Source organism: Stenotrophomonas sp. PUT21 (assembly GCF_052232875.1).
Taxonomy (GTDB): Bacteria; Pseudomonadota; Gammaproteobacteria; order Xanthomonadales; family Xanthomonadaceae; genus Stenotrophomonas; species Stenotrophomonas maltophilia_N.
The window spans coordinates 2,433,190-2,450,362 of the sequence record NZ_CP197645.1 but is presented as its reverse complement, the minus strand read 5'-3'; the positions used below and the strand labels follow the sequence as shown (position 1 = coordinate 2,450,362).

Sequence of the window (17,173 nt, the reverse complement as noted above, 5' to 3'; positions counted from 1 at the left end):
AACATGGCCGCCCCGGGGGCGGTGGCTGCGCACTGTGCCGGAATCGAGGGAAGTCGGGCTTCTGGCCCAGAGCAACTTCCAACGAAATCAATCCCTTATCTCGCCCGCCGAGTGTAACAGAATAAAAGGCCAATGACCGTTACCGAGCCCACCCCCAAAGCCGCTGAAGCCATGACCAGCGTACGTATCATCACTGTCCCGGCCGACCGCGCCGGGCAACGCCTGGACAACTTCCTGCTCGGCCAGCTCAAGGGTGCACCGCGCAGCCTGATCTACAAGCTCGTGCGCAGTGGCCAGGTCCGCGTCAACGGCGGCCGCGCCAAGGCCGAGCGCAAGCTCGAGGGCGGCGACGAAGTTCGGGTTCCCCCGGTTCGTCTCAACGAGGAAGGCGACAAAGCCGGTCCGCCCGCTGCGTTCATGAAACGTCTGGAAGATGCCATCGTGTTCGAAGACGATCGGCTGCTGGCGTTGAACAAACCGTCGGGCGTGGCCAGCCACGGCGGCAGCGGCATCAGCTTCGGGGCGATCGAAACGCTGCGCGCATTGCGCCCGGGCAAGACCCTGGAACTGGTGCATCGGTTGGATCGGGATACCTCCGGCCTGCTCATCGTGGCCAAGAAGCGCTCGGCCCTGAGCGAGCTGCAGGCGCTGCTGCGTGAAGACCACGGCGCCGGCATCCGCAAGCGCTACCTGACCCTGCTGGCCGGCCGCATGCCCGATGGCACCATGACCGTGGACGCCCCGCTGCACGTGGGTCTGCGCCAGGGCGGCGAGCGCCACGTGCAGGTCAATCCGATCGGCAAGGAGTCGATCAGCCACTTCAAGGTGCTGGAGCGCAAAGGCGGCCATTCGTACTGCGAGGTCCGCATCGAGACCGGCCGCACCCACCAGATCCGCGTGCACGCCCAGCACCTGGGTCATCCGGTGGCCGGTGACGACAAATACGGCGATCCGGACGTCAACAAGCGGCTTCGTGAGCAGATCGGCCTGAAACGGCTGTTCCTGCATGCAGCCTCGCTGGAGTTCGCGCTGGACGCGGGCAAGACGCCCTATTTGATCAATGCACCGCTGGCCGAGGAGCTGGTGGAGGTGCTGAACCGGTTGAAATGAACCGGCGGGCGCCCGGGCCCATCACCACTTGAACAGCACCAGGCTGATCGCCAGGCTGCCCATGCCGGCCACCAGACCGTACACGGTCTCGTGGCCCTTGGCATAGCGCTTGGCCGCCGGCAGCAGTTCGTCCAGGGCCAGGAACACCATCACACCCGAGATGATCCCGAACACCCAGCCGAAGGTGGCGTGGTTGAGCACCCCGGACAGGGCCACATAGCCGATCGCCGCGCCGATCGGCTCGGCGAGCCCTGAGAGCAGGCTGGCGCCGAACGCATAGAACTTGTTCTGGGTGGCGAAATACACCGGCACCGCGATCGCGATGCCCTCGGGAATGTTGTGGATGGCGATGGCGAAGGCCAGCGGCATGCCGACCGAGGGGCTTTCCAGCGTGGCGAAGAAGGTCGCCAGGCCCTCGGGGAAGTTGTGCGCGGTGATCGCCACGGCGGTCAGCAGGCCGACCCGCTTGATGTAGGCCTTGTTGTTGTCGCGGAACAGCGGGTCCTGCTTGTCCAGGCTTTCGTGCGGGTTCGGGATCAGGTGGTCGATCACCACGATCAGCAGCACGCCGACCAGGAAAGCTGCAGTGCCATACGCGAAGCCCAGCCGGGCGTCGTAGGCCTGGGTGAACGAGTCGATCGCCTTGTTGAGGATCTCGGTCAGCGAGACGAAGACCATCGCGCCACCGGCGAAGGCCAGGCCGAACGCCAGCAGCCGCGGGTTGGGCCGGCGCGAGAACAGCACCATGAGGCTGCCCAGCGCGGTGGCCAGGCCGGCGGCCAACGTGACCGCCAGGGCGATCCATACGTTTTCACTGGAAATATCAGGCATCCGCCAACGCGTCCTTGTACGAGAAAAGTGCGCCATGCGATCCCAACCTCCGCAGCGCACCGCTCAAATGCGGTGCTGCGTGGGGGCGGTGTTCACCGGGCGCGTGGCGACGCGTTGATCCGACGGGCGCCTTGACGATCCATGATGCGCGGTTTGCGGCGGCTGACCTCACAACAAAGCGGCGATCAGCCGCCGCGACGCAGCCGTTCTTCGACCGCGAAGCACTGGTCGGGCTTGGGCTGCGGCGGATTGAAGCTGACCGGGACCTGGATCGTGGTCGAAACCGTCTGCCCGGCGCGGGTGGCGGCCTTGAACTGCCAGGCCTGCACGGCCTTCTGCGCCTGCTCGTCGAGCTGGGCGTTGCCGCTGCCGCTGGCGAGCTGGACCTGGCTGGGCTGGCCGTCGGCGGCGATGGTCACCTTGAAGGTGCTGGTGCCGCCGATCCCCTGGCAGGCCAGTTCGATCGGGTACTCCGGCGGTGGTGTCTTGACCGCGGCAACCTCGGTGGGCGCCGCGACCGGGGCGGCCGGCTCGGCCGGCGTCTTGTTGCAGCCGGCCAGGGCGGCCAGGGCAATGCTGGACAACGCGATGTACTGCAGTTTCATGGGCTTACTCCGTCAGGGCCGAGGCTTTTGCCGCGCAGATGAAGTCGTTTTCGCTCAGGCCACCCACGTCATGGGTGGAGAAGCGCACCACGGCGCGGTCGTAATGCACGCCCAGGTCCGGGTGGTGATCTTCGCGATGGGCCACCCAGGCCAGGGCATTCACGAAGGCCATGGTGCCGTGGTAGTTGTCGAAGCGGAAGGTGCGGGTCAGCGCCTGGCCAGCCTCGGCCAGCTCCCACCCGGGGATCTGCGCCAGCAGCTCGGTGACCCGGGCGGCGCCGAGCTTGTGGTCGCTGCCTTTACGCGGCACGCAATGGGCTTGCGCCAGCGGAATCAGGTCGGCCATGGGTTCCTCCACATCTGGATGACTGAACAATGCGCGGTCCGGTGTATAAACCGAATGAGCGCATAACAAGGGATTGGCTAGAATAGCCCGATGATCCAGATATCCGACACTGCCCAATCCTATTTCCGCAAGCTGATCGAACGTGAGGCCGTGCCCGGCATGGGCGTGCGCCTGACCGCCGTCGATGCGGGTACCCCGCGCGCTGATGCCCGCCTGGAGTTTGCCGATCCCGGCGAGCTGCTCGGTGACGAGTGGGCGGTGGACTGCGATGGCTTCACCCTCTATGTGGCCGCCACCAGCGTGGCCTGGCTCGATGGTGCCGAGATCGATTTCGTCACCAACGCCACCGGCAGCCAGCAGCTGACCATCAAGGCCCCCAAGATCAAGGGTGAGGCGCCGACCGAAGGCTCCTCCCTGGTCGAGCGCGTGCGCTGGGTGGTGGAGAACGAAGTCAATCCGCAGCTGGCCTCGCACGGCGGCAAGGTCGCGGTGCAGGAAGTCTCGGCCGAGGGCGTGGTGCTGCTGCGCTTCGGCGGCGGCTGCCAAGGCTGCGGCATGGCCGATGTCACGCTCAAGCAGGGTATCGAAAAGACCCTGATGGGACGGGTGCCCGGCATCACCGCGGTGCGCGACGCGACCGACCACGAGAGTGGCGACGCGCCGTACATTCCCCGCGGCACGGCTGCCTGATCCCGCTGCGTGCCACTGCGCCGGGCTGACGACATCCTCGATTGGCTGCTGGCTCGCCAGCCGGACAAGCGCATTCTCGAAAAAACCACGGGCCTCCCATACGGGTGGGGCCTGTGGCTGCGTGCGTTATCCCCGTTGCCGCGGCCGTTGCGCGCCAGCGAAGTACTTGCCGAGCTGGCCCAGCGTGAGCCGGTTCCCCACGGCGGACGCCTGCCGGAACTGAGTTTCGCCCAGGCGATGCGCCGCCTGCTCTGGCAGGGCTGGGATCCCGCACCGCGTGATCAGCGCTGGATGCGCTGGACCTCGGCGGTGATCAGCGCGCTGCTGCATCTGATGTTCGCGCTGCTGTTGCTGTGGGTGGCTTTGATCCGGCCGCCCAGCGAGCCGGACCAGGGCGGCGAGAGCGGGCGTGTGCAGGTGGCGTTTGTTGGGCGCGGCACGCCGCAGCAGGAGGAAGGCGCGCAACCCGCCGCTGCCGAGCCGGCCACGGCGGAAGCGGCGATCGCTGCGGCGATGGCCAATGCCCAGGCGATGGCGCAGGCCGAGGCCGATGCGCAGGCAGCCTCGGCCCCGCAGCCGACCGCAGCGCCGGCGCCGCCGAGCGAGCCGCAACCGGCGCCGCCCGCGCCTGCGACGCCTGCGGTGGAGCAGCCCGTCCAGGCGACGGAGGTGGCCCAGGCCACGACGGATTTCGTTGTGCCGCCGACCAGCGTGCCGCGCACCGAGGTGCGTGTGATGACGCGCGAGCCCCAGGAGGTTGCCGTCCGTGAGCGCACCGTGGTCACGGTTGATGCGCCGGCGCCGCGTGCCACTGTGCCGGCGCCGCGCCTGGCCGAGCCGCAGTTGCGCACGCCTGAAGTGAGCGTGCAGGAACGGCAGGTCACTGTGATCGACGCGCCGACACCGACCGTGGCCATTTCCGGGCCGCGGGTGGAGGCCGCCGTGCCGCAACGTGACGTGCAGGTGCGCGAACGCGAGATCCGACCGGTGACCGCACCGGCGGTGAGTGTGGCCACGTTGCCCACGCGCGAGGTGGCCGTCCCCGGCCGATCGCCGGAGGTCGCCGTGCGCGAACGCGCGGTGCCCAACGCCGCACCGCGCCCGGCACCGCCCGCACCGGTTGCCGCAAGCAGTACGGCGACGGCTCCGGCCGCCACCCGCGCCAGCACTGCTGCGAGTACGTCCTCGGCGTCCGCTGCAACGCGGGCGCCGGCGAGCCCCTCCAAAGCGCCGCCAGGCAGCTGGACCACGCCCAACCGTTCCGACGACTGGGGTGCGGCCAATCATCCGCAGGATGCCGACCTCAATGGCCGGGCCGTGAGTGCGACCCAAGGTACGGGCGGCAGCCTGTTCAAGGCCGACGGCAGCGTGCGCGTGCCTGGCCAGGACGGGCACGCAAACAGCGAGCGTGGCGCACCGGGCGGCGAAAAAGACGGCTGGAGCAAGGAGCGCATCGCGCAATCGGGTACGTGGCTCAAGCGCCCGCCCTACGACTACACCCCGACCTCGTTCGACAAGTACTGGGCGCCCAACGAATCGTTGCTGGCCGAATGGGTCCGCAAGGGCATCAAGGCCGTGGAGATTCCGATCCCGGGCACGAGCTCGTCGATTTCCTGCGTGATTTCCGTGTTGCAGTTCGGTGGCGGGTGTGGCCTGAGCGATCCCAACATGCAGGATCAGCCGGCCATCGCGCGCCCGCCGCCGGATATTCCGTTCAAGAAAGACCTGCAGGAAGACAACGGCAGCCGATGAAGCTGCGCCTCATCGGCGGATGGAGCACCCCGAGGGTGGGTGCCCTCGGGTCAGGCATCATGGGGCGTCACAGCCACGCATGGCGCGGCTCTACCCCGAGAGGCGGTTACGGCGTCGCGGCGTCCTCGCCCAGTTCCACGTCTGCATCGCGCAGGGCCACGAACGCCCAGAACGGCACATTGCTGTCGCCCCAGTAGCGGCTGGCTTCGTCCAGCACCTCCAGCAGCGTGTCGAACTCCGCGCCCGCCTCGCTGCGCAGCGCATCGGCGTCGTTGAAGAACAGGGCATAGCCGTTGGCCGGCAGCCACGCCAGGTCGCGCAGGTTGTCGGTCAGTGCATCCCAGTTGCCGCCGAAGCCGGTCGGAAAATCCAGGCGTGCGGCCAGCCGCATCAGCAGCGTGCGCTTGTCCTGGCAGCCGGCCAGATCGATCTGGATCACGCGCAAGCCGGCATCGCGCATTGCCGCCGACAAGGGGGCGACATCGTCATTGCCGATCGCATAGATGCCGGCGTTGTTGATGTCGTGCAGGCCCAACTCGAATCCGTCATGCGTCATTGCCAGCTCCCGGCAGGTGGAACGTCGAAACTGCGGAACGTTTCATAGTGATCATCGGTATAGAACCAGCCAGTAGGGGGTGTGCCGCCGGTGACGATACGCCGCGCGCCGCGATTGCCGGCGCCGGGCGTGTCCACCGTGTATTCGTGGTAGTAGCCGCGCGGCCGCTGTGGCAGGCGTTGTTCGCGGTTGCTGAAGATGCTGCCGTCCTGCCGATGCGGGAACGGACCGCCACGCTGGATCAGCGCGATGGTGTCGCGCGCTTCGGCGGGCAGGAACGGGGGCAGGGGATCATGCGTCGTCCCGCTCGATGTCGTCGGCGCGCGCACGGCCGGCGCGCTGTCGGGCTGGGTCAGCGACGGGGCGAACTGCGGCGCGGGCGGGCGCTGGGCCAGTTTGATGGCGGCCAGGCCACCGATCAGCAGCACGATGGCGATCAACAACAGCAGCGGCTTGCGCATGAGGGGCCAGGGGCGATGGGCGAGGGGACTACTCTACTGCGATCATCGCCCGTCACGGTGAGGCCCAGCCGAACGGCCCTGCTGCGCGGTAGCGTGTCCGCTGCACCTGCATGCACCGTCACTGACGCGTAACGGTCCCGACACCGGATCGACCGCGCAGGACGAGGTTTCCTTTACATGACCCTTGGTAAGCTTGCCGGCCATCCCCATCATCGACTCCGCAACGCCCGGTCTTTGCCGGGTGAGTGAGCTATCAGGAGAACCACATGGCCTATACCCTCCCCAAGCTGTCCTACGCCTACGACGCGCTCGAGCCGCATATCGACGCAGCGACGATGGAAATCCACCACACCAAGCATCACCAGACGTATATCAACAACGTCAACGCCGCGCTGGAAGGCACCGAATATGCCGACCTGCCGGTTGAAGAGCTGGTCAAGAAGACCAAGTCCCTTCCGGAAAACCTGCAGGGCGTCGTGCGCAACAACGGCGGCGGCCATGCCAACCACACCCTGTTCTGGACCGTGATGTCGCCCAACGGCGGCGGCGCACCGGTGGGCGATGTGGCCAAGGCCATCGATTCGCAGCTGGGCGGCCTGGAAAAGTTCAAGGAAGCCTTCACCAAGGCAGCCCTGACCCGCTTCGGCAGCGGCTGGGCCTGGCTGAGCGTCACCCCGGACAAGAAGGTCGTGGTGGAAAGCAGCGCCAACCAGGACAGCCCGCTGATGGACGGCAACACGCCGATCCTGGCTCTGGACGTGTGGGAACACGCGTACTACCTGAAGTACCAGAACCGTCGCCCGGAATACATCGGTGCGTTCTTCAACGTCGTCGACTGGAACGAAGTCGAGCGTCGTTATCAGGAAGCCATTGCCTGATCGGCACGGTGATCTGAAAGACGAACGGCCAGGCAGCGATGCCTGGCCGTTTTTCGTTGGGCGTACCAGCGCTGCACGGCTCAGGGCGCCGCGGTGCTCTCCGGCGTCTGCAGGCGCAGGGTCGCCATGGTGCCCAGCCGCATCGCCGCCGCGTCGCCCTCGCTGGCCGGCAGCTTGATGCTGTCCTGGCGGATGCCACCGAAGTGCTTGACCTGGAACAGCACGTCCAGACCGTGGCCGCGTGCCGCGCCGGCCAATGACGGCGGGTCCACGCGTTCGCCGGGGTTCTTGCGGGCCGGCTGGAAGCCGGGGGTGCTGCCGACCAGCTCGGTGATCTCGGCCGAGAAGTCGCCGGCGATCAACGACGGCAGACCGTCAGCGGTGGCGCCGATCCAGGTCATCAGATCGCTGGTCTGGTGCCGTCGGACCTGCGTGTCGTCCGGCTCCGGCCGCAGCCGGGCCACGTAGATGTTGATCAGTTCCTCGCGCAGCTTGATCCGCAGCATACCGGCCGCGCTGAACTGCCCGGGCGGGTGCAGCAGGGTGACGGCGTCATCGGTCACCGGCAGCCGGGTCAGCATCGCGCTTCCGTAGCGCAGCGGCTGGCTGGGCGGATCGGCGGTGACGAAGTCGCAGCTGTAGCGCAGCCGGCTGGCCAGCCAGCAGGCGGGGTTGCGGCCCTGGGTCTGCAGCACACGCTGTACTGCGATCACGTCCGGCTGCATCGACTCCAGCAACTGCAGTACCTGGTCCCGCCGTTGCTGCCACTGCGCATCATCCTGGGTCGGCAGTTCCAGCGTGGCGATCTTCAGCGAGGGCAGGGCATCGTCGGCCTGACGTGCATGCGCCCAGGCGGCGGGGGCCGCCAGCAACAGCAGCAGGATCCAGCCTGTCCAACGTCGGGTCCCGCCAGTGATGTGCGTGCGCATAACGATAAGTTTACGCGTCCGCCGTCGACGATCCGTGACACGGGTGGCATCGCGCGGGGTCGTTTTCAGCCCGCCTGCCATGTCCGCCGGCCCCTGTCATGCAGCTGTGCAGCGTGCGCTGGGGTAGGGGCTTCCGGTAATCTTCGTGCTTTCGTGTTCGCAGGACAGCCCCACAGGATGAGCAATATCGCAGCCGCCAGCGCAGGCAAAGGAAAGATGCCGCGCCAGATTCCCTACATCATCGGCAATGAGGCCTGCGAACGCTTCAGCTTCTATGGGATGCGCAACATCCTGGTGCAGTTCCTGATCACCTCGCTGCTGCTGCAGGAGATCACCGCCGATGGCCGGGCCGGCGAGGCCAAGGACATCATGCACAGCTTCATGATCGGCGTGTATTTCTTCCCGCTGCTCGGTGGCTGGCTGGCCGACAAGTTTTTCGGCAAGTACCACACCATCCTGTGGTTCAGCCTGATCTACTGCGCCGGCCATGCCTGCCTGGCCATCTTCGAGGACAGCCGCCAGGGCTTCTTCGTCGGCCTGGGACTGATCGCACTCGGCGCGGGCGGCATCAAGCCGCTGGTGGCCTCGTTCATGGGCGACCAGTTCGACCAGAGCAACAAGCATCTGGCCAAGATCGTGTTCGACGCCTTCTACTGGATCATCAACTTCGGCTCGCTGTTCGCCTCGCTGCTGATTCCGCTGGCGCTGAAAAACCTCGGTCCGTCGTGGGCCTTCGGCATCCCGGGCATCCTGATGTTCGTGGCCACCTTCGTGTTCTGGATGGGCCGCAAGCGCTATGTGCTGGTCCCGCTGCCGCCGAAGGACCCGCATTCGTTCGGCAACGTCGTGCGGACCGCGCTGTCGGCGCAGGTGCCGGGCAAGAGGCGGCCGGGCCGTACCCTGGCCATCCTCGGTGCGGTGCTGGCGGTGGCCTCGATGGGCCTGGTCGGCAGCCTGGGGATCGTGATCTGCCTGTGCATCGCGCTGGTCCTGCTGCTGGCCGGTATCGGCGGCGGCACCTGGATCCAGCTGGACCGCGCCCGTGCGGTGCATCCGGCCGAGGCGGTGGAAGGCGTGCGCTCGGTGCTGCGCGTGCTGGTGATCTTCGCGCTGACCACCCCGTTCTTCTCGCTGTTCGACCAGAAGGCCTCGACCTGGGTCCTGCAGGGCCAGCAGATGGCGATGCCGAGCTGGTTCACCGCCTCGCAGATGCAGGCGCTGAACCCGCTGCTGGTGATGATCCTGATCCCGTTCAACAACCTGGTGCTGTACCCGATGCTGCGCCGTTTCGGCTTCGAGCCGACCGCGCTGCGCCGGATGACCGCCGGTATCGCCTTCAGCGGCCTGGCCTGGATCGTGGTCGGCGGTATCCAGGTGATGATGGATGGCGGCAACGTCATGTCCATCTTCTGGCAGATGCTGCCCTACGCGCTGCTGACCTTCGGTGAGGTGCTGGTCTCGGCCACCGGCCTGGAGTTCGCCTACAGCCAGGCGCCGCAGGCGATGAAGGGCGTGGTGATGAGCTTCTGGAACCTGACCACCACCATCGGCAACCTGTGGGTGCTGCTGTCCAACGCGGCGGTGCGCAACGATACGGTGACCCACCAGATCGCCAGTACCGGGTTGAGCGAGGCGGCGTTCCTGATGTTCTTCTTCGCCGGCTTTGCTTTCCTGGCGGCGTTGGCCTTCGGTTGGTATGCCAAGCGCTATCGTATGGTCGACAACTACCGCACCGCCTGAGCCTGACATGACCCCAGTCAACCTGCTGCTGATCGCCATCACCGTCATCGTGTCGTGGATGGCGTTCAAGAACCGCGCGCTGGCCGACCGCCTGATCCTGTGGCCGCCGGCAGTGGACCGCAACCGTCAGTACGATCGCCTGATCACCTACGGGTTCATCCACGCCGACCTGTCGCATCTGGCGTTCAACATGATCACGCTGTTCTTCTTCGGCGGTTTCATCGAACAGGTGATGCTGCAGTTGAGCGGCAGTTACCTGACCTATCCGGCGTTCTACCTGGGCGCGTTGCTGGTCTCGATCCTGCCAAGCTACCTGAAGAACCAGAAGAACCCGAACTACCTCAGCCTGGGGGCGTCCGGTGCGGTCTCGGCGGTGCTGTTCGCCTTCATCCTGATTAAGCCGTGGTCGATCATCCTGGTGCTGTTCATTCCGGCCCCGGCGATCATCTATGCGGTGTTCTACGTGGGCTACAGCATCTGGATGGACCGCCGCGGCGGCGACCGGATCAACCACAGTGCACATCTGGCCGGTGCGGCCTTTGGCGTGCTGTTCATGCTGGCCATGCAGCCGAGCATCTTCAGCCACTTCCTGCGTGAGCTGAGTAACCCGACCTTCCGCCTCGGCGGTTGAGCCGGCGCGTACCGGCCCAAGGCCGGTACGTATCCAGGCACTCTGGAAGGCCGCGGATCAAGCGGCCTTCTTGCCGTCCACGCCATAGGTGCTGAGCAGGCGGGCATAGACCTCGTTGTCGATCTGGTCGAATTCCCAGCCCTGCGTCTGGCCGTTCACGGCCAGCTGGAACAGGCCTTCGAGCAGCGAGCTGTCGGCATCGCCGTGGGCGGTGGGGGCGGGTGCGGTGTTGTCCATACGGACCTCCGGAAAGCGGGTGCGTGCAGGCAGGTCTTCGCAAAAGCCATGCCAGCTTTTACGCCCTGTCCGACGCTGATATCGGCAGGAAGGCGCCCGGCTTTAGGGCTGGATGTGACGCATCACGTCGCTGCTTGCCCCTGTTCAGGCTTCACGCGATCATGGCGGCCGGCTGCGCACTATCGCTGCAGTCGCCGCAGGAGACACCGCTCATGGCTTCGGTCACGCCGCCCGGACTGGCTTACGAGGTGGAGCACGATCTGGCCCATCACCGGTTCCAGGCCCGGGTCAAAGGGCATCTGGCGCTGCTGGATTACCAGATCAAGCGCAAGCGGATGATCATCACCCACACCGAGGTGCCCGAGCCGATCGCCGGCCGCGGCATCGCGGGTGAGTTGACCAAGGTGGCGCTGCGCTATGCACGCGAACAGAAATTCAAGGTGGTGCCGGCCTGCGCTTACGCTGAGGCGTTCCTGCAGCGGCACGAGGAGTACGACGACCTGCTGGTCCGATGACGACAGCGGGTCATGCTTCAGGGATGGCCGATCATGATGGTGGGTTACAACAAGGGGATTTCAGGATGAACATCGCAGGAAACCGTCGCGCGCTGCGCGCCAGCGCGTTGGCCGTGGCCATGGGCGTGGTGGTGCTGGCAGGCTGCAAGCGCGACGGCGACACACACGCCCCGGCGGCACCGGTCGACACGGCTGCCCAACCGGCCGCACCCGCGGTCGCTCCCGACGCGCCGGTCGAACTGCGCGACGTGATCGAGACCTCGCCGCAGGCCGTGGTCGGGATCACCTACCCGCCGGACATCGCGCGGTATCCGGGCCTGGCCAAGGCGCTGGGCGGCTACGCCGACAGTGCGCGGGCAGAGCTGCAGCAGGCGCTGGACGGGCTGGGCAATGACAAGCCGACCATGCCCTACGAGCTCTCGCTGACCTTCGAGAAGGTGCTCGAGACGCCTCAGCTGGTGGTGGTCACGGCCGATGGCAGCCGGTACACCGGCGGTGCCCACGGTGAGCCGCTGGTGGCGCGCTTCGTGTGGCTGCCGGAGCAGCAGCAGATGCTGACCGCCGACAAGCTGGTGGCCGACGACAAGGGCTGGAAGGCGATCAGCGATTACGTGGCCGACCAGCTGCGCGAACGCGTGGCCACACGCCTGAGCGGCGATGAGCTGGAGCCGGCGCAGATGCAGGAGTCCCTGCGCAACGCCAGCCGGATGATCGCCGATGGCACCGGGCCCAGCGCGGACAACTTCAGCCAGTTCCAGCCGCTGACCGGTTCCGACGGACGCATCTCTGCGATACGCTTCGTGTTCCCGCCCTACCAGGTAGGGCCGTACTCGGACGGCACGCAGACCGTGGACGTCCCGGCCGCCGTGCTGGTGCCGCACGCGGGTCAGGATGTGGCGGGGCTGTTCGCCCGGGGCTGACCGACGGAGGCGACGTGGACGCTGGGCTGCAACGACGGGTCACAGGGTTGCTGCATGAAGCGGGGGTCACCGTCGATGGTGACCAGCCGCAGGACATCACGGTGCACGACCCGCGCTTCCATGCGCGGGTCATGGCCCAAGGCTCGCTGGGCCTGGGCGAGAGTTACATGGACGGGCAGTGGGACGCCCACTCGCTGGACGACTTCCTCTTCCACTTGATGCAGGCGCATCTGGACGAGCGCGTGCACGGCTGGCGCGATCTGGCCGATGCGCTCAAGGCGCGGGTGTTCAACCTGCAGGCCGGCGCCGGCAGCTTCGAGGTCGGCCGCCGCCATTACGATCTGGGCAATGATCTGTACGAGGCGATGCTCGGCCAGCGGCTGGTCTACAGCTGCGGTTACTGGCGCGAGGCGACGGACCTGGATGCGGCGCAGGAGGCCAAGCTCCATCTGATCTGCCGCAAACTGGGGCTGCGTCCTGGTCAACGCATCCTGGATATCGGCTGTGGTTGGGGCGAGGCGCTCAAATTCGCGGCCGAGCGCTACGGCGTGTCCGGGGTGGGCGTGACGATCTCGCACGAGCAGGCGGAATATGCACGGCAGTTGTGCGCGGGGTTGCCGATCGAGATACGGCTGCAGGATTACCACGAGGTGGAGGAATCCTTCGACGCGATCCTGTCGGTAGGCATGTTCGAGCACGTGGGCGACAAGAACTATCGCGGGTATTTCGAGATGGCGCGGCGCTGCCTGCGGCCGGAAGGGTTGTTCCTGCTGCATTCGATCGGCAGTAATCTGTCGCGGCATCGCACCGACCCGTGGATCGCAAAGTACATCTTCCCGAACTCGATGTTGCCCTCGGCAGCGCAGATGACCGAGGCGTTCGAGGGTTTGTTCGTGCTGGAGGACTGGCACAACTTCGGCACCGATTACGACCGGACGCTGCAGGCGTGGCGGGCCAACATCGAGGCAGCGTGGCCGCGGCTGGATGCGCAGCGCTATGACGAGCGGTTCCGCCGGATGTGGCGGTTCTATCTGGCCGGTTCGATGGCAAGCTTCCGCTGCCGCCATGCGCAGTTGTGGCAGCTGGTGTTGTCGCCGAACGGCGTGCCCGGCGGATATGTGGCGCCGCGGTGAGATGAGATGGCCGCACAAAAAAACGCCCGGCACTGCCGGGCGTTTTTCGTTGTGCACGTCGTTGAGGCGGACGCTTACTTCTTGCCGTCGCCGGAGGTCAGGCCGCGCTTTTCGAGCAGCGGCTCGATCTGCGGGGCATGGCCGGCGAAGTTCTGGAACAGTTCCATCGCATCCACGCTGCCGCCCTTGGAGAGCAGGGTCTGGCGGAAGTGGTCGCCGTTCTTGCGGCTCAGGCCACCGTTTTCGCGGAACCACTTCTGGGTGTTGGCATCGAGCACCTCGGACCAGATGTAGGCGTAGTAGCCGGCCGAGTAGCCGCCCATGATGTGGCTGAAGTACGGGGTCTTGTAACGCGGCGGGACCGGCGCGTAGAAGATGCCGTCCTTGGCCAGGGCCTCGGCTTCGAACTTCATGACGTCCTTCGCCGCCGGAACCTGGTCCGGGCCGATCTGGTGCCAGCGCTGATCCAGCATGGCCGCACCGAGGTATTCGGTGGTGGCGAAGCCCTGGTTGAACTTGGCGGCGGCGACGACCTTGTCCAGCAGGGCCTGCGGCATGGCCGTGCCGTTCTGGTAGTGCTTGGCGTAGTTCTTCAGGATGGCCGGGTCATCGGCCCACATCTCGTTGACCTGCGAGGGGAACTCGACGAAGTCGCGCGGCACCGAGGTGCCCGAGAAATACGGGTACTTCACGTTCGAGAACATGCCGTGCAGGGCGTGGCCGAATTCGTGGAAGGTGGTGGTCACTTCATCCCAGGTCAGCAGGGTCGGCTTGCCGGCCGGCGGCTTTGGGATGTTGAGGTGGTTGGCGACCACCGGCTTGAAGCCGGTCAGTTCGGACTGCGAGACGTAGGAGTTCATCCACGCACCGCCGCGCTTGGAGGCGCGTGCATACGGGTCGAAGATGAAGATCGCCAGCTGGCTGCCGTCGGCATCGAACACGTCGTAGACGGTGACGTCGTCGTGGTAGACCGGCAGGTCGGTGCGCTGCTTGAAGGTCAGGCCGAATTCGAGCTGGGCGGCGTGGAAGACACCGTTCTCGAGCACGTTCTTCATTTCGAAGTACGGCTTGAGCTGGGATTCGTCGAAGTTGTACTTGGCCTGGCGGACCTTCTCGCTGTAGAACGCCCAGTCCCAGGCTTCCAGCTTGAAGGTCGGCTTGCCGGCGGCCTTCTGTTCCTTGTCGATCATCGCCTGCAGGTCGGCAGCTTCGCGCTTGGCGTTGGCGACGGCGGCCGGGGCGAGCTGGCCGAGCATGGCGTTGACCGCTTCGGGGGTCTTGGCGGTCTGGTTGGTCAGGTTGTAGGCGGCGAAGTTCGCAAAGCCCATCAGCTTGGCCTTGTCGGCACGCAGCTGCATGATGCGCGAGACCAGGGCGGTGTTGTCGTACTCGCCGCCGCGGCTGCCGCGGGTCACCGAGGCTTCGTAGATCTTCTGGCGCAGGGCGCGGTTGGCCAGGTTGGTCAGCGGCGGCTGGCCGGTGGTGTTGAGCAGGGTGATGACGTACTTGCCGTCCTGGCCACGGGCCTTGGCGGCTTCGGCGGCGGCGGAGATCTGCTCCTGCGAGAGGCCGTCCAGTTCCTTGACGTCATCGACGGTGATCGCCGAAGCGTTCACTTCGGCCAGCACGTTCTGGCTGAACTTGGTACCCAGGTTGGCCAGTTCGGCGTTCATTTCCTTGAGCTTGGTCTTGTCGGCTTCGGACAGCTTGGCGCCGGCGCGGACGTAGCTCTCGTAGTACTTCTCGACCAGGCGCACGCCTTCGGCGTCGAGGCCGAGCTGGGTGCGGGTGTCATACAGGGTCTGGATGCGGGCAAACAGCTTGCCGTTCAGCGCGATGGCGTCGCTGTGCGCGGCGAAGCGGGCGGAGTAGTCGGCCTGCAGCTTCTTGCGTGCGTCGTTGGTGTCGGCGCCGACCAGGCTGAAGAAGACGGTGGTGGCGCGGTCCAGGGTCTCACCGCTCTTTTCCAGCGCGATGAGGGTGTTGTCGAAGGTCGGCTTGGCCTTGTTGTTGGCGATCGCCTCCACTTCCTTGAGCTGCTGGGCCATGCCGGCGTCGAAGGCGGGGGCGAAGTCGCTGTCCTTGATCTTGTCGAACTGCGGGAAGTGCAGCGGCAGCGGGCTGTCGGCGAAGAACGGGTTGGCCTGCTGGGCGGTGGTCGCGGCCGGGGTGGCGGCGGTGGCGGAATAGGCGGGCAGGGCAAGGCCGAGGGTCACGGCGACGGCGAGGGCAAGACGGGTGGTCAAGGGGAGTTCTCCGGTCAGACAAGTCTTTGAGGGTAACCCGAGCCGTCGGGAGGGGGCTTGTGTCGAAAGGCATGTTTGGGCCGGGCAGGGCATTCTAAGATCAGGTCTTTCCAACGGAGTTCCCTGCCATGACCACTGCCTTCGATTTCCCGTTCGTGGACCTGTCGGGTCAGCCGCAGGCGTTGGCGCAGTACCGGGGCAAGGTGTTGTTGCTGGTCAATGTGGCCAGCAAGTGTGGCTTCACGCCGCAGTACGAGGGGCTGGAGGCGCTGTGGCGGGAGTTCGGGCCGCGGGGGCTGGTGGTGATCGGGTTTCCCTGCGATCAGTTCGGGCACCAGGAGCCGGGCGATGCGGCGCAGATCGGGGAGTTCTGTTCGCTGACCTATGGGGTCAGCTTCCCGATGTCGGACAAGGTGGAGGTCAACGGCGACGGGGCGGATCCGCTGTGGCAGTGGCTCAAGGCCGAGAAAGCCGGGGTGCTGGGCACACGGCGGATCAAGTGGAACTTCAGCAAGTTCCTGGTGGGCCGCGATGGGCAGGTACTGGGGCGCTACGCGCCGACCGATACGCCGGCATCGCTGCGCGGGGATATCGAGGCGGCGCTGGGCTGAGGGCGTCGCCCGGTCTGGGCCGGGCGATCGGGGGAGCGCCGGCCGTTGGCCGGCGGCTCGTGTTGCGTCACCTCGGTGGGGTTCAGCCACGCGTGGCGTGGCTGGTCCTCATTTTTCGACGAAGGCGCGTTCGAACACGTAGTGGCCCGGGGTGCCGATGCGCGGGGAGGTCTGGAAGCCGCGGCTGTCCAGCACGGTGCGCAGGTCGGCCAGCATCTGCGGGCTGCCGCAGATCATGGCGCGGTCGTTTTCCGGATCCAGCGGCGGCAGGCCGAGCGTCTTCTGCATTTCCCCGCTTTCCATCAGCGAGGTCAGGCGGCCCTGGTTGGGGAACGCCTCACGGGTGACGGCCGGGTAGTACAGCAGCTTGTCGCCGATCATCTCGCCAAGGAATTCGTGCTCGCGCAGTTCCTTCTCGAACAGGTCGCGGTAGGCCAGGTCCTTTTCGTAGCGCACGCCGTGGGTGAGGATCACCTTGTCGAAGCGTTCGTAGGTTTCCGGGTCCTTGATCACCGACAGCCATGGCGCCAGGCCCGTGCCGGTGCCAAGCAGGTACAGGTGCTTGCCCGGGTGCAGATCGCTGATCAGCAGGGTGCCGGTGGGCTTCTTGCCGACCAGCACCTTGTCGCCGGGCTTGATGTGCTGCAGGCGCGAGGTCAGCGGACCGTCCTGGACCTTGATGCTGAAGAACTCCAGGTTTTCTTCCCAGTTGGCACTGGCGATGGAGTACGCGCGCAGCAACGGGCGCGCTTCGGTTTCCAGGCCGATCATCACGAACTGGCCGTTCTCGAAGCGGAAGCCGCTGTCGCGGGTCGTGGTGAAGCTGAAGTAGGCGTCGGTCCAATGACGGACCTCAAGCACCGTTTCGGCGCCAAAAGCGGAAGACATGGGGGTGGGGTTCTGGTCGGTTTCGTCGGGTCTAGTTTATCTCAAATGAGATAAATTCTCATTGACTGGCCGGACAGGCCCGTCAGACATGGGT

The 17,173-nt window shown here is 66.2% G+C and carries 19 protein-coding genes; 10 read left to right on the top strand and 9 right to left on the bottom strand.

Annotated elements, in window-relative coordinates; all coding sequences use genetic code 11:
• Positions 1-132 precede the first annotated feature (132 nt).
• Entirely contained in the window at positions 133-1,110 is a 978-nt protein-coding gene (locus ACTT2I_RS11295; protein ID WP_026069733.1) for an RluA family pseudouridine synthase, read from the top strand.
• 21 nt (positions 1,111-1,131) lie between these two features.
• Here ACTT2I_RS11295 and zupT read toward each other — a convergent pair whose 3' ends face one another.
• The 3 genes from zupT to ACTT2I_RS11280 form a co-directional block, all read right to left on the bottom strand.
• The gene (zupT, locus tag ACTT2I_RS11290; RefSeq protein WP_019182887.1) at positions 1,132-1,941 is read right to left on the bottom strand and encodes a zinc transporter ZupT; all 810 of its coding nucleotides are present in this window, start codon (positions 1,939-1,941) and stop codon (positions 1,132-1,134) included.
• A 185-nt stretch (positions 1,942-2,126) separates the two neighbouring features.
• Positions 2,127-2,546, bottom strand: a complete 420-nt coding sequence (locus ACTT2I_RS11285) for an energy transducer TonB (RefSeq protein WP_088434697.1) — start codon at positions 2,544-2,546, stop codon at positions 2,127-2,129.
• A 4-nt stretch (positions 2,547-2,550) separates the two neighbouring features.
• On the bottom strand, positions 2,551-2,892 hold the full coding sequence (locus ACTT2I_RS11280) for a 4a-hydroxytetrahydrobiopterin dehydratase (protein WP_088434696.1): 342 nt from the start codon (positions 2,890-2,892) through the stop codon (positions 2,551-2,553).
• Between the two features lie 90 nt (positions 2,893-2,982).
• Here ACTT2I_RS11280 and ACTT2I_RS11275 point away from each other — a divergent pair, with 90 nt between their 5' ends.
• Both ACTT2I_RS11275 and ACTT2I_RS11270 read left to right on the top strand, forming a co-directional pair.
• Positions 2,983-3,582: an NfuA family Fe-S biogenesis protein gene (locus ACTT2I_RS11275; protein WP_019182890.1), complete on the top strand. Its 600-nt coding sequence runs from the start codon at positions 2,983-2,985 to the stop codon at positions 3,580-3,582.
• Between the two features lie 9 nt (positions 3,583-3,591).
• Positions 3,592-5,334: a hypothetical protein gene (locus ACTT2I_RS11270; protein WP_421099358.1), complete on the top strand. Its 1,743-nt coding sequence runs from the start codon at positions 3,592-3,594 to the stop codon at positions 5,332-5,334.
• A gap of 106 nt (positions 5,335-5,440) precedes the next feature.
• Here ACTT2I_RS11270 and ACTT2I_RS11265 read toward each other — a convergent pair whose 3' ends face one another.
• Entirely contained in the window at positions 5,441-5,890 is a 450-nt protein-coding gene (locus ACTT2I_RS11265) for a barstar family protein (RefSeq protein WP_088434694.1), read from the bottom strand.
• Positions 5,887-6,351 (bottom strand): ribonuclease domain-containing protein, encoded by a 465-nt coding sequence (locus ACTT2I_RS11260; protein ID WP_088434693.1) that lies wholly within the window; start codon positions 6,349-6,351, stop codon positions 5,887-5,889. Before ACTT2I_RS11260 ends, ACTT2I_RS11265 begins: the two co-directional genes overlap by 4 nt.
• A 266-nt stretch (positions 6,352-6,617) precedes the next feature.
• On the opposite strand from ACTT2I_RS11260, the gene ACTT2I_RS11255 reads away from it, so the two are divergent.
• Complete coding sequence (locus tag ACTT2I_RS11255; protein ID WP_293979057.1) at positions 6,618-7,229, top strand: superoxide dismutase; 612 nt, start codon at positions 6,618-6,620, stop codon at positions 7,227-7,229.
• Positions 7,230-7,309: 80 nt separating this feature from the next.
• Here the strand turns inward: ACTT2I_RS11255 and ACTT2I_RS11250 are convergent, their stop codons facing one another.
• Complete coding sequence (locus ACTT2I_RS11250) at positions 7,310-8,158, bottom strand: endonuclease/exonuclease/phosphatase family protein (RefSeq protein ID WP_421099359.1); 849 nt, start codon at positions 8,156-8,158, stop codon at positions 7,310-7,312.
• Between the two features lie 177 nt (positions 8,159-8,335).
• Here ACTT2I_RS11250 and ACTT2I_RS11245 point away from each other — a divergent pair, with 177 nt between their 5' ends.
• Both ACTT2I_RS11245 and ACTT2I_RS11240 read left to right on the top strand, forming a co-directional pair.
• Complete coding sequence (locus ACTT2I_RS11245) at positions 8,336-9,898, top strand: POT-type proton-dependent oligopeptide transporter (RefSeq protein ID WP_421099360.1); 1,563 nt, start codon at positions 8,336-8,338, stop codon at positions 9,896-9,898.
• Positions 9,899-9,905: 7 nt separating this feature from the next.
• Complete coding sequence (locus ACTT2I_RS11240) at positions 9,906-10,529, top strand: rhomboid family intramembrane serine protease (protein ID WP_019182898.1); 624 nt, start codon at positions 9,906-9,908, stop codon at positions 10,527-10,529.
• 57 nt (positions 10,530-10,586) lie between these two features.
• Here the strand turns inward: ACTT2I_RS11240 and ACTT2I_RS11235 are convergent, their stop codons facing one another.
• Positions 10,587-10,766, bottom strand: a complete 180-nt coding sequence (locus ACTT2I_RS11235) for a hypothetical protein (RefSeq protein WP_421099361.1) — start codon at positions 10,764-10,766, stop codon at positions 10,587-10,589.
• Positions 10,767-10,978: 212 nt separating this feature from the next.
• Here ACTT2I_RS11235 and ACTT2I_RS11230 point away from each other — a divergent pair, with 212 nt between their 5' ends.
• The 3 genes from ACTT2I_RS11230 to cfa all read left to right on the top strand — a co-directional run bounded on the left by ACTT2I_RS11230 (position 10,979) and on the right by cfa (position 13,334).
• Positions 10,979-11,281 carry a GNAT family N-acetyltransferase gene (locus ACTT2I_RS11230; protein ID WP_088434746.1) on the top strand — a complete coding sequence of 101 codons (303 nt, stop codon included), beginning with the start codon at positions 10,979-10,981 and terminating at the stop codon, positions 11,279-11,281.
• 65 nt (positions 11,282-11,346) lie between these two features.
• Positions 11,347-12,201, top strand: coding sequence for a DUF3298 and DUF4163 domain-containing protein (locus ACTT2I_RS11225; protein WP_421099362.1), 855 nt, complete (start codon positions 11,347-11,349; stop codon positions 12,199-12,201).
• 14 nt (positions 12,202-12,215) lie between these two features.
• A complete protein-coding gene (gene cfa / locus ACTT2I_RS11220; RefSeq protein ID WP_421099363.1) occupies positions 12,216-13,334 on the top strand; it encodes a cyclopropane fatty acyl phospholipid synthase in 1,119 nt (372 codons plus the stop codon).
• Positions 13,335-13,408: 74 nt separating this feature from the next.
• On the opposite strand, the gene ACTT2I_RS11215 is transcribed toward cfa, so the two are convergent.
• Entirely contained in the window at positions 13,409-15,580 is a 2,172-nt protein-coding gene (locus ACTT2I_RS11215; protein ID WP_421099364.1) for a M3 family metallopeptidase, read from the bottom strand.
• A 128-nt stretch (positions 15,581-15,708) separates the two neighbouring features.
• Here ACTT2I_RS11215 and ACTT2I_RS11210 point away from each other — a divergent pair, with 128 nt between their 5' ends.
• Positions 15,709-16,191, top strand: coding sequence for a glutathione peroxidase (locus ACTT2I_RS11210; RefSeq protein WP_421099365.1), 483 nt, complete (start codon positions 15,709-15,711; stop codon positions 16,189-16,191).
• 108 nt (positions 16,192-16,299) lie between these two features.
• Here the strand turns inward: ACTT2I_RS11210 and ACTT2I_RS11205 are convergent, their stop codons facing one another.
• A complete protein-coding gene (locus tag ACTT2I_RS11205) occupies positions 16,300-17,079 on the bottom strand; it encodes a ferredoxin--NADP reductase (RefSeq protein ID WP_019185907.1) in 780 nt (259 codons plus the stop codon).
• Positions 17,080-17,173: the final 94 nt, after the last annotated feature.